21 protein-coding genes are annotated in these 22,206 nt (G+C 63.3%); 20 read left to right on the top strand and 1 reads right to left on the bottom strand.

Annotated elements, in window-relative coordinates; translation table 11 throughout:
• Positions 1 to 37: 37 nt before the first annotated feature.
• A complete protein-coding gene (locus tag QN413_RS02690; protein WP_323495113.1) occupies positions 38 to 1,414 on the bottom strand; it encodes a PLP-dependent aminotransferase family protein in 1,377 nt (458 codons plus the stop codon).
• A gap of 133 nt (positions 1,415 to 1,547) precedes the next feature.
• On the opposite strand from QN413_RS02690, the gene QN413_RS02695 reads away from it, so the two are divergent.
• From QN413_RS02695 to QN413_RS02790, 20 genes are all read left to right on the top strand, one after another.
• The gene (locus tag QN413_RS02695) at positions 1,548 to 3,047 is read left to right on the top strand and encodes an ABC transporter substrate-binding protein (RefSeq protein ID WP_323495114.1); all 1,500 of its coding nucleotides are present in this window, start codon (positions 1,548 to 1,550) and stop codon (positions 3,045 to 3,047) included.
• Positions 3,044 to 3,997 carry a sugar ABC transporter permease gene (locus tag QN413_RS02700; protein ID WP_323495115.1) on the top strand — a complete coding sequence of 318 codons (954 nt, stop codon included), beginning with the start codon at positions 3,044 to 3,046 and terminating at the stop codon, positions 3,995 to 3,997. The genes QN413_RS02695 and QN413_RS02700 overlap by 4 nt, the downstream gene beginning before the upstream one ends.
• A complete protein-coding gene (locus tag QN413_RS02705) occupies positions 3,994 to 4,857 on the top strand; it encodes a carbohydrate ABC transporter permease (protein ID WP_323495116.1) in 864 nt (287 codons plus the stop codon). The genes QN413_RS02700 and QN413_RS02705 overlap by 4 nt, the downstream gene beginning before the upstream one ends.
• 11 nt (positions 4,858 to 4,868) lie before the next feature.
• On the top strand, positions 4,869 to 6,026 hold the full coding sequence (locus tag QN413_RS02710) for an ABC transporter ATP-binding protein (protein ID WP_323495117.1): 1,158 nt from the start codon (positions 4,869 to 4,871) through the stop codon (positions 6,024 to 6,026).
• Positions 6,027 to 6,046: 20 nt separating this feature from the next.
• Positions 6,047 to 7,567 (top strand): FGGY-family carbohydrate kinase, encoded by a 1,521-nt coding sequence (locus QN413_RS02715; protein WP_323495118.1) that lies wholly within the window; start codon positions 6,047 to 6,049, stop codon positions 7,565 to 7,567.
• Positions 7,564 to 9,117 (top strand): FGGY-family carbohydrate kinase, encoded by a 1,554-nt coding sequence (locus QN413_RS02720; RefSeq protein WP_323495119.1) that lies wholly within the window; start codon positions 7,564 to 7,566, stop codon positions 9,115 to 9,117. Before QN413_RS02715 ends, QN413_RS02720 begins: the two co-directional genes overlap by 4 nt.
• Positions 9,117 to 9,791, top strand: coding sequence for an HAD family hydrolase (locus QN413_RS02725; RefSeq protein WP_323495120.1), 675 nt, complete (start codon positions 9,117 to 9,119; stop codon positions 9,789 to 9,791). Before QN413_RS02720 ends, QN413_RS02725 begins: the two co-directional genes overlap by 1 nt.
• Positions 9,788 to 10,702, top strand: coding sequence for an SMP-30/gluconolactonase/LRE family protein (locus QN413_RS02730; RefSeq protein WP_323495121.1), 915 nt, complete (start codon positions 9,788 to 9,790; stop codon positions 10,700 to 10,702). Before QN413_RS02725 ends, QN413_RS02730 begins: the two co-directional genes overlap by 4 nt.
• Positions 10,703 to 10,718: 16 nt before the next feature.
• The gene (locus QN413_RS02735) at positions 10,719 to 11,153 is read left to right on the top strand and encodes a PaaI family thioesterase (RefSeq protein WP_323495122.1); all 435 of its coding nucleotides are present in this window, start codon (positions 10,719 to 10,721) and stop codon (positions 11,151 to 11,153) included.
• 100 nt (positions 11,154 to 11,253) lie between these two features.
• Positions 11,254 to 12,516 (top strand): ABC transporter substrate-binding protein, encoded by a 1,263-nt coding sequence (locus tag QN413_RS02740; protein ID WP_323495123.1) that lies wholly within the window; start codon positions 11,254 to 11,256, stop codon positions 12,514 to 12,516.
• An 85-nt stretch (positions 12,517 to 12,601) separates the two neighbouring features.
• A complete protein-coding gene (locus QN413_RS02745; protein WP_323495124.1) occupies positions 12,602 to 13,486 on the top strand; it encodes a branched-chain amino acid ABC transporter permease in 885 nt (294 codons plus the stop codon).
• On the top strand, positions 13,483 to 14,481 hold the full coding sequence (locus QN413_RS02750) for a branched-chain amino acid ABC transporter permease (RefSeq protein ID WP_323495125.1): 999 nt from the start codon (positions 13,483 to 13,485) through the stop codon (positions 14,479 to 14,481). The genes QN413_RS02745 and QN413_RS02750 overlap by 4 nt, the downstream gene beginning before the upstream one ends.
• Positions 14,478 to 15,215, top strand: coding sequence for an ABC transporter ATP-binding protein (locus tag QN413_RS02755; protein WP_323495126.1), 738 nt, complete (start codon positions 14,478 to 14,480; stop codon positions 15,213 to 15,215). The genes QN413_RS02750 and QN413_RS02755 overlap by 4 nt, the downstream gene beginning before the upstream one ends.
• Positions 15,190 to 15,912, top strand: a complete 723-nt coding sequence (locus tag QN413_RS02760; protein ID WP_323495127.1) for an ABC transporter ATP-binding protein — start codon at positions 15,190 to 15,192, stop codon at positions 15,910 to 15,912. Before QN413_RS02755 ends, QN413_RS02760 begins: the two co-directional genes overlap by 26 nt.
• A gap of 9 nt (positions 15,913 to 15,921) precedes the next feature.
• On the top strand, positions 15,922 to 16,773 hold the full coding sequence (locus QN413_RS02765) for a transketolase (protein WP_323495128.1): 852 nt from the start codon (positions 15,922 to 15,924) through the stop codon (positions 16,771 to 16,773).
• Entirely contained in the window at positions 16,766 to 17,743 is a 978-nt protein-coding gene (locus tag QN413_RS02770) for a transketolase family protein (protein WP_323495129.1), read from the top strand. Before QN413_RS02765 ends, QN413_RS02770 begins: the two co-directional genes overlap by 8 nt.
• Entirely contained in the window at positions 17,731 to 18,858 is a 1,128-nt protein-coding gene (locus QN413_RS02775) for a glycerol dehydrogenase (RefSeq protein WP_323495130.1), read from the top strand. Before QN413_RS02770 ends, QN413_RS02775 begins: the two co-directional genes overlap by 13 nt.
• Positions 18,859 to 18,863: 5 nt before the next feature.
• Complete coding sequence (locus QN413_RS02780) at positions 18,864 to 19,577, top strand: SDR family NAD(P)-dependent oxidoreductase (protein ID WP_323495131.1); 714 nt, start codon at positions 18,864 to 18,866, stop codon at positions 19,575 to 19,577.
• 16 nt (positions 19,578 to 19,593) lie between these two features.
• Positions 19,594 to 21,201: a class I adenylate-forming enzyme family protein gene (locus QN413_RS02785; protein ID WP_323495132.1), complete on the top strand. Its 1,608-nt coding sequence runs from the start codon at positions 19,594 to 19,596 to the stop codon at positions 21,199 to 21,201.
• Positions 21,198 to 22,199 (top strand): quinone oxidoreductase, encoded by a 1,002-nt coding sequence (locus QN413_RS02790; RefSeq protein WP_323495133.1) that lies wholly within the window; start codon positions 21,198 to 21,200, stop codon positions 22,197 to 22,199. The genes QN413_RS02785 and QN413_RS02790 overlap by 4 nt, the downstream gene beginning before the upstream one ends.
• Positions 22,200 to 22,206: the final 7 nt, after the last annotated feature.

Here is a 22,206-nt window from a genome sequence, read left to right on the forward strand (position 1 = left end):
TAGGGTCGCAGTTCGTGGAGCATGTCTTTCCGTTTTTTTATCCGGCGTCCTGACTGATTCGGGGTGATGTCATCAGGATTCGTTCCAGCCGCTCGCAGGCGGCTTCCAATTCGATCAGATTTGCGGGGGAGCCAATACACAGGCGGACCGCATGAGGCAGCGAGCGTCTGCCTACGACAAAACTGTGCGTCGGGGCGATGGCAATCTTGTGGGCAGCGGCGGCATCGACAAAATCCTCGGCGCGCCAGGGTTCCGGTAACGTCAACCAGATGTGGGGGCTCATCGGATGGGCACGCGCAGTAGCCAGCAGGGGAAAGTGGGACACGACCGAGGCACGTCGCCGCAGTTCTGCGCGTTGCCATTGCGTCATGCCTTCGACAGTGCCGTCACGAATCCAGCGTGCGGCGATTTCTGCCGCAATGGGCGTGGCAAAACCGGTCGACATGGCAACGCCGGCCTGCATGCGGCGCGCCGCCGACAAGGGCGACACCACGCAACCGATCTTCATGCCTGGGCCGAGGATGCGACCGAGGCTGGTCAAGAAATGCGTGCGCTCGGGGGCCAGTGCGGCAATGGGCAGGATGCCGTCCGGTGGCATCACGGTGCCATAGATATCGCTCTCCACGATAGGTATGTCGTGACGCCGCGCGACATCGACCAGTTCCTGTCGACGTGCCATTGACAGCGTGGCGTTGGTCGGATTCTGGCAACGCGGCGTGCAATAGATCGCTGCGACGCGTTCTTCACGGCAGATGGCATCGAGTGAGTCAGGGATCAGTCCATCCTCGTCCATCACGATGCCGACGAGTCGCCGGTCCAGGTAGCCGACGATCGATTTCATGCGGGGATCGGTCAGCATCTCGGTGGCGATCAGGTCACCAGCATGCGTCAATGTAGAGATGGCACACATTGCTGCATGTTGCCCTCCATTTGTCACAATCAATTGATCCGGGGTTGATCCAATTCCAAAACCTTGAACCCATTCATTCAATGCGAGTCGATGGTCAACTCGACCTGCCGCTGGGGCGCCGTCAAAGACTTGGGCATCGGTCGACCCGGTTAGCAGGGCTTTCAGGACGGAGTCCAGAGGCGCCTTCAAAGGAGGAACAGGCACGCGGTAGATGCCCATTTCAATGACTGCCGCCGCATCGCTTGCGGCGCCCCACGATGCAGCCCTCTGCGCCGTCACGAACGTGCCGCGACCTACCTGGCTGGTGATGAAGCCCTGGCTTTCCAGTTCGCTGTAGGCACGTCCGACAGTGGCGACCGCCATGTCCAGTTCAGTCGCGAGGTCGCGCTGGGTTGGCAGTTGTTGGCCGGGCAAAAGCTTGAATTGCTCAATCCCTTGTATGACGGCCTGCACCACGCCCCGATAGCGAGGCCGGAGGTCGTTTTGTATCAATTCATAAATCATTGAGTTAGTGTAATCCCGAGTTAATATTAGTTCAATGAGCTGATATCTTTGATTAATTGCAGTTCAGGCATGCGTTAACTCACAGGGCCGACCTGCAAAAAATGGGATTGTCCATGCATCACAGGAGCACCTCGTGAACCAGCGTTTCAAGTCGAATGAAGTAGAAGAGTTTGCCTTCGATCATCTGTCCTCGATCGAGACTGGAGGCCTTCTGTCGCGTCGCGAACTGATGCGACGCGCCACGTTGTTCGGGGCAGCCGGCACCCTCGGCACGTTCACCGGCATCCTGCATGCCGCCGGTCCGGAGGCTGCCGGCAAAGTGACCGTCGGATTGGACAGCGGCGCATTCACGCCCATCCTCAAGACCTTCGCGCCGGAATTCCAGAAGGCCACCGGCATCGACCTCACGTTCGCGTCGTACCCGCTCGGCAACATGTACGACCAGAACCTGCTGGCCTTGCGCCAGAAGACGGCGCGCTTCGATGCCTTCGACTTCTGGCCGAATTTTGTGGGCGACTTCGGCCCCTATCTGACGCCGCTGGAAGAAGTCGGCACCAAGGCCGAACTCGGCTTCGACGACATCGCGCCGCCATTCCAGTTGCTCAACCATTACGAGGGCAAGCTGGTCGGCGTCACCATCGACGGCGACATGTTCATGAACACGTACCGCACCGACCTGTTCGAAGATGCCGCAGAAGCCAAGGCCTTCAAAGTCAAGTACGGCTACGACCTCGGCGCACCGCGCGACTACAAACAGTACCGGGATACGGCAGAGTTCTTCACCCGGCCCGACAAGAACCTGTACGGCGCCGTCGAGGTGACCAGCTACTTTGTCTACGCGTTCTTCATCAATCATCTGGTTCAGGCTGCGGTTGAAAAAGGCCAGTCGCGTTATGGCGAACTGTTCGATGCCGACATGAAGCCCCAGTTACTGACCGACGTGGCCGAAGAAGCCTTGCGCCGCTACGGTGAAATGACCGCCTTCATGCCGAAGAACCTGGCCAAGGCGATGCCATGGGATGTGGGCCGCCAGATGTTCTTCGAAGGCAAGATCGCACAAGCCAACTGGTGGACCGACATGCCCAAGGGCGCAGCCGACCCGTCGATCTCCAAGGTCGCGGGCAAGATCAAATGCGCTGGCAACTGGGGCGGCGTCACCGTGCTGCCTTACGGTCGCGCCATGGGCATCGCCAAGAACTCGCAAAACAAGAAGGGCGCGTTCAAGGCCATTGCCTGGATGCAGCAAACGGCCAATGCCAACCGTTGGGTGGCAGAAACGTTCTCGCAGTCGCTGATGGACCCATGGCGCATGAGCATGTTCAACAACCCCAAGGCCACGTTCCCCTTGCAGGCCGCCAGCGGATTTGCCGACAACTTCGCCACGGTCAGCAAGGACTTGCTGACCAGCAAGAAGGCCTATCTCGACCTGTCGATTCCGGGCACCAACCGCTATCTGTCGTCGATCATCCAGCATGTGCAGCGTGCCAACTCCGGTGAAGCGACACCGCGTCAGGCGTTGCAGGCCATGACGACTGAGTTCGAAGAGACGACGAAGGCCTATGGCCGTGACCGCCAGATCAAGCACAACGCCGAATACCGTCAACGCATGATCAAGCAGGGCTACTGGTCTTGAACTCAGCCGTTCTTCGGGTCGACGCTGCCAGCGCCAAGGCAGCGCGGCGACCGCGCCCCGATAACAGCGAACGGCGCGGCGTGTGGCTGCTGCTCACGCCGGCCTTGTTATTTCTGGCGTTGATGTCCGCATGGCCATTCGTCTACCTGGTCTACGCGTCGTTCACGTCGTACCAGTTGACCATTCCCATTCCGATCGAATGGGTCGGGCTGGACAACTTCAAGTCTGTGATGGGGCACGCCCGATTCTGGTCGAGTCTCGGCATCACGGCGGTCTTCGCGCTGGTCAGCGTTCCGTTGCAACTAGCTATCGGATTGGCTCTGGCGTTGCTTCTCAACGGGTTGGTGCGCGGCCGCGAACTGTATGCCTCGTTGCTGCTGATTCCCATGATGCTGGCACCCATCGTCGTGGGCTTTGCATGGAACCTGTTCTTCAATCCGGTCTACGGCCCCTTCAACGCCGCACTGCGCGGGCTGGGCTTGGACCCGCCGGCCCTGGCCCAATCGTCGGTCTGGGCGCTGCCCACCGTGGTGCTGGTCGACATATGGCAATGGACGCCCTTCGTGATGGTCATCCTGCTGGCTGGCTTGCGTTCGATTCCACCTCGCGTGTATGAGGCGGCCCGGGTCGATGGCTCCACCACCTGGCAGACCTTCGTGCATGTGGTGCTGCCGATGCTGCAGCCGTACATCACCATCGCATTCGTCCTGCGCTTCATCGATTCGTTCAAGGTCTTCGATGTGCTCTACATCCTGACCAAGGGCGGCCCGGGCACCAGCACCCAGAACCTGGCTTATTACACCTACGACCTCGGATTCAACCGGTTCGAGTTCGGCCCGGCCGGTGCACTCAGCCTGATCCAGCTTGCGCTGCTGACGGTGGGTGTCACAGTCATTCTTCGGTTGGGTTCACGCCGCGACAAGGCCGCCAAAAGCGGAGTTTCAGCATGACCGCAAAGTCCACATCTTCGACGGCCAAGGCCAGCGCCGAATCCCTGGCGCCGCCATGGCAAGCCGCGCGCCACCTGACGCTTATCGTGTGCGCGCTGGTGTTCCTGTTCCCCGTCGTGTGGCTGTTGCTGACCGGCTTCAAGCCCTACGCCGAGTTGTTCGTGTCGCCGCCCACGCTGCTTCCGCTGGCACCGACGCTCATCAATTTCAGCGAAGGCTGGGCCATCGGTGGCGGCAAGGGCATCGGCGACAGCCTCATCGTCGGGTCGATCTCCACGCTGCTGTGTCTGCTGCTCGGCTTCCCTGCGGCCTATGCGCTGGCCCGCCACTTTCCGGCCACCGGTCAACTGAGCTTCACGATTCTGTCGTTGCGCATGCTGCCGCCCATCGTGCCAGTGATCGGCTTCTATCTGCTGTATCAGGAGCTGGCGCTGTTCGACACCTACACCGGACTCGTGATCGTCTACACCTTCATGAACCTGCCGCTGGTGATCTGGCTGCTGGCGGAATTCATCCGCCAGATCCCGCGCACCTACGAAGACGCCGCACGCATCGACGGAGCGCCGTGGTATCGGATGTTCCTCGACATCCTGCTGCCGATGGCATTGCCGGGCATCGTTACGGCCGGCATCCTGAGCATGATGTTTGCCTGGAACGAATTCCTTTTCTCGCTGGTGCTGACCGGTGAAACGGTGATCACGCTGCCCAAGGCGCTGGCCAGCTTCTTCCTGTTCCAGCAACCCAACTGGGGCCAGCTCGGCGCCATCGGGATATTGGCCATCGGCCCACTGCTGGTGCTGTCCTATTACATGCAGCGCTACCTCATCCGCAGCTTTTCCGCCGGACTTGGCGGGCGTTGAAAGAACACTCCATGGCATCCATCACTCTCGACCACATCGACAAGCACTACGGCACGGTGCATGCCGTGCACGACATCAGCATCCACATCGAGGACGGTGAATTCTTCGGACTGCTCGGTCCTTCCGGGTCGGGCAAAACATCGGTGCTGCGCATGCTGGCGGGGCTGGAACGGCCCACTGGTGGCAGGTTGCTGTTCGACGATGTCGAGGTCCAGCACCTGACGCCGCAGGCGCGCAACGTGGCCATGGTGTTCGAGCAGAACGCGCTCTACCCGCACATGACCGCGCGCCAGAACGTCAGCTATCCGCTCAAGATCCGGGGCGTCGACAAGGCCGACATAGAGACCCAGGTGGGAGAGGTGGCGCGTCTGTTGAACATTGCGCACCTGCTGGACCGGCGTGCCTCGCAGATGTCCGGTGGCCAGCAGCAACGCGTGGCGATTGCCCGTGCCCTTGTGCGCCGCCCCAACCTGCTGTGTCTCGACGAACCCATTGCGCATCTGGACACGCTGTTGCGGGCCAGATTGCGTGGCGAACTCAAGCGCTTGCAGCGCTCGCTTGGCACCACGTCCGTGCTGGTCACGCACGACCCGATCGAAGCCATGACCATGACCGATCGGCTGGCCGTGATGCGTGACGGCGTGCTGCAGCAGGTCGGCACACCAACCGACGTCCACGACCGGCCCGTCAACGCGTTCGTCGCGCAGTTCTTCGGCTTGCATTCCATGAACCTGCTGCAGATCGACGACCTGAACAGCACGGACCACTTGCAGGGCCGCATGGCCGGGGCCGACGTGCGCCTGCCAGCCAACATGCTGTTGGGCGATGGCAGCCATCGCGCCGCACTGCTGGGTGCGCGGCCGACGGAAGTCGAAGTATTGAAGGCAGGCGAGGGCGCTTCCGGACCCGGTCGGTTGGAGGTGGCGGGCAGCGTTTACATCTCCGAGCAGATCGGCGACTCTCAACTCATCACGGTGCAGATCGGCAGCGCCACGGTTCAGGCCCTGTCGCCGCAGGTGCGTCCTTATGCGATCGACGAACCGGTGCGCATCAGCATTGCAGAGCCGGGCTTGTACGTGTTCGATGTGGGAACGCAAAACAGCCTGCGATTCGGACGGTCACGGCTCAGTGTGGCCAGTGCCGCCGTCGCCGTCGCATTGGCCGCCTGAATCAATGCGATGAGCCAACGATGAAATACGTGCTCGGCATCGACAAGGGCACGTCGATGATCAAGTCGGTGATCTTCGATGAAGCGGGAAGCACCGTGGCCGTGGCGCGACGTCGGGTCGATGTACTGCATCCGCAGGCCGGTTGGCACGAAGAAGACCCCAAGCGAACGTGGGCACTGTGCATCGAAACCACCCGCGAGGCGCTGGCCACGGCTCGGTTGATCGGCTCCGACATCGCTGCAATCGGCATCACGGGTCACATGGGCGGCGCCATCCTGGTCGACGCGGCCAACCTGCCCGTGCGCAATGCCATCGGCTGGCCCGACGAGCGTGCGCAGTCGCACCTGTTGAAACTCGAAGCCGAGGGCGCACTGGACGGGTTGTTCCAAATTTCCGGCAATGGCCTGATGCCCGGCAACACAGCCTTGCTGCTCGGTTGGCTGGCGGTTCACGACCCGGACAGCACCGCGCGTGCGGCTACGTTCCTTTGCGCCAAAGACTATCTGCGCCTGCGCCTGACAGGCGTTGCCGCCATCGACCCGTCTGATGTGAGCTTCGTGCCTGGCGACATCGACGGGCGAACCTTCTCTGCTGAACTGATGCGCGCCTGCGGTGCCGAAGCGTGGCTTGAGCGCCTACCGGCCATCGTTGCATCGGAGAAGATCGCCGGGCACCTTCAACCCGAAGCCGCCGAACTGACCGGGCTGATGGAAGGCACGCCCGTCATCACCGGACTCGGCGATGGGGCTGCGGCCGCACTCGGCATCGGCGCGCTGGCCAGCGGCTCGGCCTTCACCGTGCTGGGCACCAGTTGCCTCAACTCGCTGGTACTGGACGGTCCGCACCGCGCACCGCACGGACTGGGTTTCCTCTTCGCGATGCCACTGGACCAGTACGTTCGCATCCTGCCCAACACCTCGGGCACGATGACGATGGACTGGTTCCTGGAGCGTTTCGGCGGACCGCAACACGCTGATGGCAGCTGGGATTTCAATGCCATGGAAATGGCAGCCGCTGCCATCCCGCCTGGCGCCGGTGGCGTGCTGCTCTTGCCTTACATCAACGGAGCCGGCGTGCTCGCGCCCTTTGCCGATCCACTCGCACGCGGCGCGTTCTTCGGCATGAGTGTTCACACCACGCGCGATCACCTGCTGCGTGCCGTCTACGAGGCACTGTGTTACTCGACCCGCGATTGCTTTGCCGCGATGCCGGAAGCACCGACCAGCCTGAAGTTGAGCGGTGGAGGTGCACAGAGCCCTTTCTGGGGTCAACTCTTTGCCGACGTGTGCGGCGTGCCCATCGAGATTCCCGAGTCGGCCGAATCCGGCGCGTTGGGTGTGGCCTTGCTGGCGGGCGTGGCAGTGGGCATGTGGCCCGATCTGGAGGCGGCTGTGCAACGCACCAGCCGTGTCTCGGCGCGCTATGAACCCGATCCGGTGCAGACAAAAATCTACGACGGCTGGTTTGGCTTATACCAGGCGCTTCGCTCTACCTATCGCAATTTTTCATCGCAGCGCGCTGCGCTGATGGAGCAGGCATGACAGGTCCGTTGTTGCTGGGCATCGACAAGGGCACCACGATGACCAAGGCGGTGCTGTTCGATGGGCGCACCGGCATGGCGGTGGCCACGGCACGCCGACCCACGCCGTCGTTTCATCCGCATCCGGACTGGCACGAAGAAGACATGGACCTGACGTGGGCCGGCGTCGCCGCCGCCGTGCGGAATGTCATCGAGCGCTCGGGTCGACCCGCTTCCGACATCGTCGGTGTCGGCGTGAGCGGGCACATGGGCGGCCTCTGGGCACTGGACCGCGATGGCAAGCCCCTGGGCCGCGCCATCGCCTGGCCGGACGGTCGTGCTTCCGGCTTGCTGGAAGACTGGCGCCGCACCGGGTTGGTCGACAAGGTCTACGACATCTGCGGCAACGCACCGATCCCCGGCATTCCACTGGTGCTGCTGGCGTACATGAAGCGCCATGCGCCCGAGTTCTTCGAGCAGGCCGCGCACGTGATGCTGGCCAAGGACTTCATCAATTACCGGCTGACGGGCGTGATGGCCACGGACGAGTCCGACCTGTCTTTTTTCCCCTGCGATATTCGTGAGCGGGTGATCTCGAAAGAGTTGTTCGAACTGGCTGGCGTGCCCGAGGCGATGAAGCTGCTGCCGCCCGTCATGCGCACCGGCGAGCTGCTCGGTCGCATCACGGCAGAGGCCGCAGCCGCGACGGGTCTGGTCGTTGGTACACCCGTCGCCGGCGGTGCCGGCGATGCAGTGGCTGCGGCCATCGGCGTCGGCGCGTTGCGTCCGGGGCAGGCCGTGACCGTCATCGGCACGTCGTTCATGAACAACCTGACCGTTGACCATCCCGTGCTGGAACCGCGCGGCGTCGGCTTTCTGTTCCTGATGCCCGACGGTCAATGGCAACGGCTGATGTCCAACACGGGCGGTGGCTCGCTGTGCCTGAAGTGGGTGCTCGACACCTTCGGCGCGGCCCATACGTCGAGCGGCCTCAGCGACGACGCGCTGTACGCCCGCATCGAGGCCGAGGCGCGCAGTCTGCCCGCGTTGCCGTCGGGGCTGCTGTTCCATCCCTATCTCAATACCTCCGGCATGTCGGCGCCGCGATTCGATCCGGCCGCGCGCGCCAGTATCTTCGGACTGGACGCTTCCGTTTCTCCCATGGCATTGATGCGCTCGGTCATGGAAGGCGTGGCCTTGTCGATGGTCGATTGCTACAGCGCCATCGATGCGCCCGTCACGGACATCCGACTGACAGGCGGTGGCGCACGGTCGGCGTTGTGGCGGGAAATTTGCGCCGCCGCTATGGGCCGTCCGCTGCTGACACCCGAAGTCGAAGAAACCGGCGCACTGGGCGTGGCCATGCTGGCTGCCACGGCCATCGGGCTGTACCCGGACTTGCCCGCCGCGGCTCAGGCCCTGGTGCGCTTCGGTGCACCTGCCGAGCCCGATGCACGGCTGGTCGATATTTACGCGCACGCCTTTCCGGTGTTCCGGAATCTGCGTGAACAACTGGCGCCCTTGTGGGCGCGTCGGGCTGCACTGCTGGAAGCCGACCAATCAAGGATCTGATGAACCCTCTTTCCCGCACGCATGTGCTATTCGATCTCGACGGAACACTGGTCGATTCGCGCAAAGCCGTGGCCGCCTGCTACGCCCAGGTATTCAAGGAGCGGCTGGGCATGGACTTCCCGCCGCCCGGCATCGAGACAGGAGACATCTATGCCATGCGGCCGGTGGAACTGTTCGCGCGCTTTGCGCCGGAACGGGTCGATGAACTGCACCAGGCCTACCAGGACGGCTATCCGGCAGCAGCGGCGCAATGGTTGACCGTGTTCGACGGCGCCGACAGGTTGATTCATGGCCTAGTGAAGGCCGGGCGTCGACCTAGTCTCGTGACCAACAAGGGACTGGCGCGCACCCTCATCGACCTGGCACGTGCCGGCATCGACACGCAGTGGTTCGACGCCATCGTGGCCGCCGAGGACACTGCCGAGCGCAAGCCGCATCCCGCGCCGATCCTCCTTGGCCTGCAACGCGCTGGCGCCGATGCCACGGATGCGATCTACGTGGGAGACGGCCCGCAAGACGTGCTGGCCGCCCGTGCGTGCGGTATGCCGGTGATCGGCTTGACCTACGGGTTCTATCCGGCGCAAGCCCTCGCCAAACTCGAACCCGATGCGTTGGCCCATTCAATGGACGAACTTGCGCAGTTGCTCGGCGTGTCGATCAAGGGCACGGCATGACGCGGTTCACGGTGCTCGCCGAAGGCCTCGCATTTCCCGAAGGCCCGGTGGTCCTGCCCGACGGTGACATCATCGTGACCGAGATAGGCACGGGCGCGTTGACATGCATCACACGCAATGGCGCGGTGCGTCGAGTCGCCGAAACCGGCGGTGGTCCCAATGGCGCCGCACTGGGTCGCGATGGCGCGCTCTACGTTTGCAACAACGGCGGCTTTAACTGGGACCGTACCAATAATGGCTGGCGCCCGCTGGGACGCGCGGCCGACAACGACGGCGGGCGCATCGAGCGCGTCGACTTGGTCACTGGTCACGTCGAACGCCTGTACACGCAATGCGATGGGCATCCGCTGACGGCCCCGAACGACCTCGTCGTCGATGCCCACGGTGGCCTCTGGTTCACTGACCACGGGCACCGCGAAGGCCGGCGCATGGACATCGGCGTAGTCTTCTACGCGCGCTGCGATGGCTCGTTCATCACGCAGGTCGCGTTTCCGTTGATCTCGCCCAATGGCATCGGCTTGTCACCCGATGGTGGCACGCTGTACGTCGCCGAAACCTCGTCCGGGCGGCTCTGGTCGTGGCCCGTCGTCAGTCCCGGCGTGCTGGGGCGGGCCGACTGGCCTTCGCCGACTGGCGGCAACTTGGTGTGCGGACTGCCGGGTTTCCAGCGTTACGACTCGCTGGCAGTCGAGGCCTGCGGCAACATCGCCATTGCGACCTTGCGCTTCGGAGGCATCGTGGTCGTGTCTCCTGTCGGGGAGTTGGTGGAACGCATCACGCTGCCTGACCCGTACAGCACCAACATCTGCTTCGGTGGCGATGCCATGCAGACCGCCTACGTGACCCTGTCAGGCACCGGCCGGCTGGTGTCGATGCCCTGGGCGCGCGCCGGATTGGTGCTCGAAGCTTGAAGGGCGAATGGAGAACATGACCACACACACCGTGCCTGAAGGCTTCATGCCTTCCGACCTCATCGAAGGCTTTCTGGTGCACGTTGGGCCGTTGTATGCGCGGCCGACATCTGACCAGTCGGCCTCTTTCATCCTTGCCTTTCGAGCTGAAGCCCAGCACGCCAACCGCTATGGCGTCGTGCACGGCGGTATGTTGGCCACGCTGGCCGACACGGCCATCGGCGCCAATCTGGCGCGCACTGGCACCACGGTCGAAACCACACTGACACTCAATCTGACGCTCGACTACATCGCCGGCGCGCGGATCGACGACTGGCTCGAGGCCCACGTCGTACTGACCAAGGAGCGCGGCAAGGTGCGTTTCGGTGAGTGCGAAGTGCGCTGCGACGAGCGGCTGCTGGTGCGGGCCAGTGCCGTGTTCTACGTTCCCCCCGAACTCGGGCAAGGGTAAGCGTGACGATCACATAGTGAACGTTCCCATACTTTGCCGATGCACCGCAAGCCGTGTGATTTCACACTGCGCCCTCAGACCAACAAAGACGGAGACAACCATGACTATTCAACTGAAGCAGCTCGGCGCGTGGCGCCGCATTTTTGCAGCAATGGCACTGCTGGTTGCGGGAACCGCAGCCATGGCCCAGGCCGCCGTGAAGATCGGCTGCGTGTTGCCACTCAGTGGCGGCTCCGCAGCAGTCGGCAACCAGACACGCACGGGCGTGATGGCGGCGGTCGAACAGATCAATGCAGCGGGTGGCATCAAGTCCATGGGGGGCGCCAAGCTCCAGGCCGTCTTCGGCGACTCGCAGTCGAAGGCCGACGTCGGCGTGTCGGAAACCGAACGCCTGATCCAACGCGAGAACGTGTCTGTCATGTGCGGTGCGTTCAACAGCGCCGTGACCTTTCCGTCGACCGAAGTGGCCGAACGCGCCAAGACGCCATGGGTCGTCGTCGGCGCCGTGAAGGACGAAATCACGGAGCGCGGTTTCAAGTACATCTTCCGCATCAACAACAAGGCCACTTACGACGCGCGTGAACAGCTCGAATCGATGGACCTGCTGGCGAAAGACTCTGGCAAAGCCGTCAAGCGCGTGGCACTCTTTTATGAAGGTGGTGATTGGGGCCGTTCACATGCCGCCAACATCCGCAAGCTGGCTGCCGAACACAAGATAGAAATCGTACTGGACGAACCTGCACCGCCGAACCAGGTCGACTTCACATCGCAACTGCTGAAGATTCGCTCGGCCAAGGTCGATGCCCTGATCCTCGCGCTGTACACGCCCGACCAGTTGCTGTTCACGCGTCAGCTCGCCGAGCAGCGCCTGGACCTGCCGTTCGGTGTTCACTCTGCCGGTGGCGGGACCGAAGATCCATCGTTCTATGCCGCTGTGCAACCGAGCATGGTCGGGTACTACTTCGTGCAGGAAGACTGGCAGATCGACATCCTGGACATCAGCAAGGACCCCTTGCTCGCCGATGCCGACAAGCGCACCCGTGCGGCTCTAGGCTACGGCATGAGCGCCTATGTTGCGCAGGGCCTGTCGGCCACCTACGTCATCAAGGACGCACTCGAACGCGCCAAATCCGCTGACCGTGAAAAGCTGCGCGATGCCATTGCCGCGACCGACATCACCGCGGGCCCGGCGCTGTTCACCGGCTACCAGCGCATCAAATTCGACGCCGCCGGCCAGAACACGTTCGCCCATGGCGTGATCTCCGAGAACATCGGTGGCAAGCGCCGCACCATCTGGCCGATGGAGAACCGCGCGGCCGATACCAAGCCGGTATGGCCCGTGCCGGTCTGGGCACAGCGCTAAGCCCTTCGTTTCCTCCGCTGGTCTGTCCGCCACCATCGCGTGGCGTGGAGACGAGCGTCTGCAAACCTGTCAATGAGGCTCCACTGTGGATTGGTACGTACTGTCTTACGCCGCTTTCAACGGCATTCTGGTGGGCGCGATGCTGGGTGGCATCGCGCTGGGACTCAGCCTGATCTTCGGCGTGATGCACATCGTCAACTTCGCACATGGCTCGTTCCTGATGCTGGCGATGTACATCGCCTTCTGGTTGCAGAAGCTCGGTGGCATCGATCCCTATGTGAGCGTGTTGATCGCAGCGCCGGCGATGTTTCTGCTCGGCTATCTGGTGCAGCGCTTCGTCATCGGTCCACTGATTCGCCGTGAACGCGCGCTGGTCGTCGAACCCGTCAGTGCGCTGCTGCTCACGGCCGGCGTCTACATCCTGATCGACAACATGGCACTGATGGTGTTCGGCCCCAACGTGCGTTCCACGCCATCGGCGATCCAGACGACGAGCGTCATGGTCGGCGAATTTCCGCTCAACACCTTCCGCATCGTGTCGGCGTTGGCCGCCTTCGTGATGGCCCTTGGAGTCACGCAATGGCTGGCACGCACCGACCTGGGCCGTGCGATTCGCGCCACGGCGCAGAACCGCGATGCGGCCGCCATGTCGGGCATCGACGTGCCCTTTGTCTACAACGTGACCTTCGGACTCGGCTGCGCCATGGTCGGTGTCATGGGTTGCCTGATCGCGCCCTTCATTCCGATCACGCCACAGGTCGGGTTGAGCTTCGGCATCAAGTCCTTCATCGTGGTGGTGCTGGGGGGTATCGGCAGCATTCCCGGGTCATTGCTCGGCGGCATCGTGATCGGCTTGTTCGAGTCGGTGGCGTCGCAGTTTGTCGCGACGGCTACGGCGTCGATCTTCTCGCTGTTGCTCTTCATCGTGATCCTGCTGGTGCGCCCTCAAGGCCTGATGGGCAAGAAATGAAACTGCACGCATTGAGTCCCCGCTTTACTCTGATCGGCACCGGCCTGCTGTTGCTGGCGGCCTTGCTGCTGCCGCTGGTGTTGCACGACCAGTTCTTCATTCACTCCGTGATCATGGTGCTGTACTTCGCCTACCTGGCGAGTGCATGGAACCTGATGTGCGGCTATGTCGGACAGATATCTTTCGGGCACTCCGTGTTCAGCGGCGTCGGTGGCTACGCCTCGGTGTTGCTGCTGACAGGCATGGGCCTGTCGCCATGGCTCGGCATGCTGGTGGGAGGCATCGCTGCTGCCTTGCTGGCGGTGGCCATGGGCTATCCGACGATGCGCCTGCGCGGCCCGTACTTCGCGCTGACGACCATCGCGTTTGCCGAAATCATCCGCATCTGGTTCGAGAACACCGACGTGGTGTTCGGCATCCCGCTCAAGGGGGCCGAAGGCCTGTCGGTGCCGCTCATCGGCACCAGCTGGGCCATGTTCCAGTTCGAGAGCAAGGTGCCCTACTACTACATCATTCTCGTCATGCTGGTGGTCGTGATGACCATAACGTGGCTGATGGAACGCAGCCGCCTCGGCATCTGCCTGAAGGCGATTCGCGGTGACCGCGACGCGGCCGAATCGTTGGGCATCAATCCGACGCGCTACACGTTGACCGCGTTGGCCATGAGTGCCTTCATGACGGCATTGGGCGGGAGCTTCTATGCGCAGTTCATCCGCTTCATCAACCCGGAGCGGAACATGGGCACCGAGCTGTCGATCGACATGGCCCTGATGAGCATCATCGGCGGACAGGGCACCGTGTTCGGCCCGTTGCTCGGCGCGTTGTTTCTGGCGCCGCTGGCCGAGATCACGCGGACCTATCTGGGCGGCAATTTTGCAGGCCTGCACCTCGCGCTGTACGGGCTGGTGCTGATCATGGCCGTGCTGTACCTGCCCAAGGGCTTGCTGCATCCGTTGCAGCAGTGGGCACGCCGCACCTTCGGGAGCAAACCATGAGCGATGTGTTGCTGAGTGTGGAGGGCATTGCCAAGCGCTACGGTGGCGTGCAGGCCGTCAAGGATCTGTCGTTCGACTTGAAGCAGGGTGAAATCCTCGGCTTGCTGGGACCGAATGGCGCGGGCAAGACGACGGCATTCAACATGATCGCCGGCTTCGTTGCACCCGATGCGGGTCGCATCATGCTGCAGGGCCGTGACATCACCGGCAAGCGCCCGTGGGAGGTCTGCAAGGCCGGCCTGGCGCGCACGTTCCAGTTGTCGCGCCCCTTCGGCGGCATGTCGACACGCGAGAACCTGATCGTCGGTGGGCTCGTCAAGGGCAACGATCGCAAGCGCAGCCTGACTAATGCCGACGACCTGCTCGCGTTCCTCAACATGACCGCGCTGGCCGACACGGACGCCGACAACCTCACCGCCTTCGAGCGCCGCAAGCTGGAACTGGGCCGCGCGTTGTCTACCGAACCCACGCTGTTGCTGATGGACGAAGTGGTGGCCGGTGCCACGCCGCAGGAGGCGATGACGATGGTCGGCCTCATCAGGCAGTTGCGCCATCGCGGCGTCACGGTGCTGATCATCGAACACGTGATGAAAGTCATCATGGGCCTGTCCGACCGCGTCATCGTGATGCATCTGGGCGGACTGATCGCCAACGGCCTGCCCGCCGATGTGGTGGCGCAGCCCGATGTGCTGAAGGCCTACTTTGGAGATGACTATGTCGACGCCGGCGTTTGAAGTGCGCGACCTGACGGTCGGCTACGGCGATGTCTCCGTGCTGCGGGGCCTGTCGATGAAGGTGGAGCCGGGCCAACTGGTCGCGTTGATCGGGGCCAACGGCGCCGGCAAGACCACGTTGCTGCGAACGGTGTCGGGTCTGTTGCGGCCCACGTCCGGCGCGATCCATCTCGATGGCCAGCCGATTCAGGGCGAGGCACCGCATCGCGTGGTGCAGTCCGGCTTCGTGCAGTCGCCGGAAGGCAAGCAATTGTTCCTCGGCATGTCGATTCGTGAAAACCTGCTGGTCGGCGCGCACAACCCGCGTGCCAAGGCCGTGCGAGATACGACGCTGGCCGAAGTGTTTGCGCTCTTTCCCATTCTGGAAGAGCGGCAGGCCCTGCCCGCATCGAGCCTCTCGGGTGGCCAGCAGCAGATGGTGGCTGTCGGCCGCGCCCTGATGGCCAAGCCCAAGGTGCTGGCGCTGGACGAGCCCTCGCTGGGGCTCGCGCCCATCATGGTCGACCGGCTGTTCCAGTCCATCGTGCGCATTCGCGACCTCGGCGTCACGGTGCTGCTGATCGAGCAGAACGTCTTCAAGGTACTCCAGATGGCCGACTACGGCTATGTGCTGGAAAACGGCGCCATTTCATTGCAGGGCAGCGGCGCAGAACTGCTGGCCGATTCCCACCTCAGATCCACCTACCTCGGCATGTAAGGAGAACCCATGAACATGAACACCACCATCGATCAACCCGACACCGGGCAACTGACGCGGCTGCGCGCCACCGCCCTGAACCTGCGGCGCCACATGGTCACGCAAGCGCGCGGCAAGGGCCAGGGCTATCTGGGCCAGGGCCTGGGCATTGCCGACTTTTTAACGGTGCTGTACTTCGACGAATTCAAGGCGCGCGACATCAACTTTTCGATCCGCGACCGCAACCGTTTCTACCTCTCGACGGGTCACAACTCGATCGCGCTGTGGGCGGCCTTTGCCGAGCTGGGCATCATCACGATGGAGAGTCTGCTGACCTACGGGGCCGATGGCAGCCCGCTGGAAATGAGCACCATGGAAGGCCGCGTGCCGGGCGTCGAAATGACGGGCGGCTCACTCGGGCATGGCCTCGGCGTGGCCGCGGGTGCCGCCATGGGCTACCAACTGGACGAGTTCACCTCGACCATCCATGTGGAAATTTCCGATGGCGAGTTGCAGGAAGGCTCGACCTGGGAGGGCGCCAACACGGCGGCCGCTTTCAAGCTCGACAACCTGGTGTGCTGGATCGACTGCAATGGCATTCAGGCCGATGGTCCGATCGTGGTGCCTATCGAACCGGTGGCCGGACGCTTTGCCGCCTTCGGCTGGGACACGATGGAAATCGACGGCAACGACCTGACGCAATTGCTGAAGGCGACCGCCTGGTCCCGCATCCGTGCCGGCAAGCCCAAGGCCATCGTGCTGCGCACCCGCCCGGGTTGTGGCGTCAAGCGCGTCGAGGCGCGCGACAAGGCGCACTTCGTGCGCATCGACCCCGATGAATGGGATGTGTTGGCACATGAACTGGAACTTGAAAATGCTTAAATCCCAAACCCTCGCCATGAGCGAGTCCGAAGAAATCGTTGGCCGTCCTTCCGTGCGTGCCCCGTTTTCACTGGGCATGATGAAGGTCGCCGAAACCCACCCCGAGCTGGTGTTGCTGACCGCCGACCTCGGCAAGTACACCGACACAGCCGATTTCGCAGCGCGTTATCCCAAGCGATTTTTCAACGTCGGCATGGCGGAGCAGGCCATGGTGATGGCCGCGGCCGGCCTGTCCAAGATGGGCAAGGTCGCGTACTGCACGACCTACGGCACCTTCGCCACGCGCCGTGCCTACGACTTCCTGGCCATCTCGTGCGCCCACAGCAACGAGAACGTCAAGATGTTCGCCGGCAACCCCGGCCTGACCACCGGCTACGGCGGCACGCACCAGGCGACCGAAGACCTGGCCCTGATGCGCTCGATCCCCAACATGACGGTGCTCGACCCGTGCGACGCCACCGAGATGCAGCAGATTGCCGAGATGTCGGTGGACCTGCCGGGCTCGATGTACTGCCGGCTGCTGCGCGCCAACGTGGCGCAGGTGTTCGACCCTGCGACCCATCGCTTCCAGATCGGCAAGGGCCACCGGATCGGCGATGGCGTTGATGTCGGCTTCGTCTCGACCGGCTTCATGACCGAACGCGCCATCGACGCGGCCGAGCATTTCCGTCAGCGCGGCGTGTCATCGTCGGTGTTCCATTGCGGCACCATCAAGCCGTTCGACGTGGCTGGCCTGCTGGGCTTTGCCGAGTCGGTGAAACGGCTGGTCGTGGTGGAAAACCACGTCGCCATCGGTGGCCTAGCAACACTCGTCATCGACGCATTGCAAGAGGCCGGACTGGCGCGCAAGCTGCTGAAGATCGCCATTCCCGATCAGTTCATCGAGTGCGGCTCCGTGCCTTATCTGCAGGACCGCTACGGCCTGACCACTCCACGGATTTGCGAGCGAGTAGCGACATGGCTGGCATGACGGCCGACATGCAGGGCATCCGTACCTTTGGTGCGGTGCATCGCTACTACCAGGGGCCGGGCGCACTGGCGCTGGTCGGAAGCGTCACGGCCGAGTTGGGCAAGCAGCCGTTGCTCGTGGCGGACGAGATCGTGCAAGGGCTGGTATTCGACAAGGCCGTCGGCGCCTGCCTTGAACACGGCCTGACCTTGCGCCGCGTGACGGTGCGGGGCGACGTGACGCGTGCTGCCGTACAGGCGCTGGTGGCGCAGGCTTGTGAGGGCGGCAACGCTCCCGACGTCGTGCTGGCCGCAGGCGGCGGCAAGGGCGTGGACACCGGCAAGGCCGTGGCGCGCGAACTCGGTGCACGGCTGGTCGTGATTCCGACTTCTGCCTCCAACGACGGCCCCTGCAGCAAGGCCTTCGTCTACTACGACGACGCACACCGCATGGCCTCGGTCGAGTTCCTGCCGCGCAGTCCCGATGCCGTGCTAGTCGACACCTTGTTGCTGGCGCAAGCGCCGAAGGCACTGCTGATCTCCGGCATCGGCGATGCGCTGTGCAAACTGTACGAAGGCGATCAGGTGCGTGGCAGCAAGGGGTTGAACCTGTTTGGCGGGCGCGGCACCATCGCCTCGGAGCAACTGTCGATGGCGTGCAACCGTGTCATCCGTGAAGACGCCGTCCCAGGTTTGCGGGCGCTGGTCGATGCCACGCCGACAGCCGCATTCGAACGTTTGACCGAAGCGCTGGTGCTGCTCAGCGGCCTGGCATTCGAGAACAGCGGCCTGTCTCTGGCCCATTCGATTACCCGCGGCTTGCCACTGGTCAGTGGCACCGAGACGACGCTGCACGGCTTCCATGTCGGCTATGGCTTGTTGGTGCAGTTCATCCTTGAAGAGCGCACGCCGGAGTTCCTGGAAGAGCAACTGGCGTTCTATCGCGCGGTTGGGCTGGCGGTGAACCTGCAGGGCCTGGGTGCCACCGATGTGAACGCTGACACCTTCCAACGCATCGCAGACGGCACCATGACCTCACCGCACCTGAAGCATTTCCAGCGACCGCTGGTCGCCGCCGATTTTATACACGCCATGCGCCGGCTCGAAAGCCTGGCAGCGGCATCACCCGCGCATTGAACACCATGACATCCACTACTGAACAGCCTGTTGCCGTCATCACCGGTGGCGGCACCGGCCTGGGGCTGGCGACCGGACTCGAACTGCGCGCGCGCGGCTATCACGTGATCGCACTGGGGCTCGACACCGAGCCCGAAATCGAAGGCTCGGGCATCGTGTTCCACAAGCTCGACATCACGGACGCGGCGGCCATGACGAGCGCTGTCGGCAGCCTGCCGAAAGTCGATGTGCTGGTCAACGCCGCAGGCATCATCCTGCACGGCGGGGCCGAGTTCACGCTGACGGGCTTTCGCAAGGTCGTCGACGTCAATCTCAACGGCACGCAATTGGCCTGCCTGTTGCTGCGTCCGGCGCTGGCCGCAGCACGCGGCAACATCATCAACTTCGCCTCGATGTGGAGCTACTTCGGATCGGCCGGCAACCCGGGCTACAGCGCCAGCAAGGGCGCCATCGTGTCGTTGACGCGCTCGCTGGCCGTCGCCTTCGCAGTGGACGGCATTCGCGTCAACGCCGTGGCGCCGGGCTGGATCGAGACGCGCATGTCGGTGGCGGCATTCGCCGACGAAGCGCGCAGCGCGGTCATCAAGAAGCGCCTGCCCGCCGGCTTTTGGGGCAAGCCTTACGACATCGCCAAAGCCGCCGGCTTCCTGGCCTCTGCCGACGCGCGCTACATCACAGGCGTGACCCTGCCGGTCGACGGCGGTTACAGCATCGCCTGACACGGACTTGTACAGCGTGACTTCCATATGCGACATCGGCATGAACCTCTACAACGAGCTGCATGGCTTGACCGTGCCCGACTTGCTGCGGCGGCGGGCCGCACGGTATCCGTTCCAGCTTGCACTGTCCGCGCCCAGTCACAGAGGCCATCGGGACCGGCTCAGCTATGCGCAACTGGTCATTCGCATGGAGTCGGTGGCGCGCGGACTGCACGCACGCGGTCTGCGCCAGAGTCAACGCGTGGCGCTGTTCCTGTCGAACATGGCGATTCGAGAAGCTGTTTTGACAGCTGTGGGCTGCTACCGTCTGGGCGCCGTCGTGGCGCCGCTGAACACGCGGGCCTCCGACGAAGAACTCGCGCATGCGCTGACCCTCATCGAGCCGCGCTTCATCGTCACCACCGCGGACGCGGCCGACCGCATGAAAAGCTTGTGCCCAGCAGCCACATTGTTGTTGCTGGGCGGCGCGGCCTACGAAGACGGCAGTTGGCCCGAACCGGAACAGGAGTTCCATACAACGGTGATGCCCGATGTTGCCAGGTCCGAAGACCCGAGCGTTTTGTTGTTCACCTCCGGCACGACAGCGCGCTCCAAGGCCGTCACCCATTGCCATCGCAGTCAGCTGTATTGCGGTTATGCCGTCGGTGGCGCATTGGGTTTGACCGACCAGGACACCTACCAGGGCGCATGGCCGATCTTCACCAGCTCGGTCCTCAACATGGCCTGCATGTCCGCCTGGGTCGCTGGTGCCGGCGTGGTGCTGGAACCCGCGCCGCTGGACAACGCGGGCCGGTTGCGCCTGATCGAGAGCGAAGGGACGACCGTGTACCACGGCGTGACCTCACCACTGAGTTTCATGATCGACGAATTCCCGCGTGGCAGCTACGACCTGTCACGTGTCCGGCGGCTCGGGTATGGCGGTGCGGCCATGCCGGCCGAGTTGATCGCGCGGTTCCGTCAGCACCTGCCGTGGGTCGATCAGGTTCACATTTGGGGCATGACCGAGACGGGCCCGGGCGGCACCTTTCTGGCGCCGTGGTTCCTGCCGCGCAAGGCCGGTTGCATCGGCTCGGCGATGCCGGGCTGTGCAGTTCGTGTGGTCGACGATGCGGGGTCCGTTGCAGCGCCAGGCACAACCGGTGAGATCGAATTTTCCGGCCCTTCCATGGCGTTGGGCTACTTCGGCAACGACGCTGCAACGGCCGAAACATTTATCGGTGGCTGGGTGCGTACCGGCGACATCGGGCGGGTGGACGAGGAAGGTCATTTCCACTTCGTCGACCGCAAGAAAGACATCATCAACCGGGGCGGATTGAAGATCGCCTCGGCTGCCGTGGAAGACGTGATCTACCGCTTCGCCGGCGTCGCCGAAGTGGCGGTGGTCGCCATGCCGCATGCGGGCCTGGGCGAAGACATTGCCGCGTGCGTGGTCGCGCAGCCGGGCGTCGTGCTCGATACCGCCGAGCTGCAAGCCCACTGCGCCCACTATCTGGCGGACTACGAGACGCCACGCCAGTGGGTCGTGCTCGACGCCTTGCCGAAGAACCCGCTGGGCAAAGTGCTCAAGCGCGATGTGCGCGAGCTGCTGCTGGCCCGACTCATTCCTGAAAGCACTGCGACATGACGCAACGTGAAGAACATGCCGTTGTCATCCACGGCTACGGCGGCCCCGAACAGATGCGGTATGAACCCATCGACGTGGCAGCGCCTGCCCCCGGCGAGGTACAGATCCGCCAGCGAGCAGTCGGCGTCAACTACCTTGACACCTACCATCGGCGCGGCGTGTTTCCGATCCCTGCCTTGCCCGGTGTATTGGGCGTGGAAGGGGCTGGTGAAGTCGTTACTGTCGGCGACGGAGTGACCCGCTTTGCCCCCGGCGACCGCGTGACCTATGCCTGCCGGCCCATCGGCGGCTATGCGACCCTGCGCAATTTGCCGGATCGATTTGTCTTGCACATTCCGGATGCGGTGAGCTTCGAACAAGCCGCTGCCGTCACGCTGCAGGGGCTGACGGCGCACATGCTGCTGCATCGGGTGACACGTCCCGTGGCGGGCCAATCTGTGCTGGTCCATGCAGCCGCTGGTGGCCTGGGCTCATTGCTGACGCAATGGGCTCGACGCCTCGGTTGTCATGTCATCGGCACCGTCGGCTCACCCGACAAGGCCGCGCTGGCACGCGAGCGTGGTTGCAACGAAGTGATCCTCTACAACAACGAACCGTTCGTCGATGCCGTCAAGCGATTGACCAACGGCGCCGGCGTGGACTATGTGTTTGAAGGACTCGGCGGTCAGGTGTTTCACGACTCGCTGACCGTGCTCAAGCCCTTCGGTCATCTGGTCAATCTCGGGCAGGTCGCCGAAGGGTTGCCGGAAGTCAAGCTCGCCGACCTGGGGCCTGCGCGGTCGTTGACCGTGTCCGTGCCCGGTGTGTTCGCCTACGTGGCCTCTGCAACGCAGACCGAACTCCAGAGCACCGCAGACGTGTTGTTCGGGATGATTGCCCGGCGCGAATTGCAGGTTCACATCGGCGGCCGCTATCCCTTGAGCGATGCCGCAGCTGCCCATGCGGCCTTGCAAAACCGCAGCACGACCGGCTCGCTGATCCTGATGCCCGACGCCTAAAAAAAAC

Source organism: Variovorax sp. LG9.2, assembly GCF_035018885.1.
In the GTDB taxonomy this organism is placed as follows: domain Bacteria; phylum Pseudomonadota; class Gammaproteobacteria; order Burkholderiales; family Burkholderiaceae_C; genus Variovorax.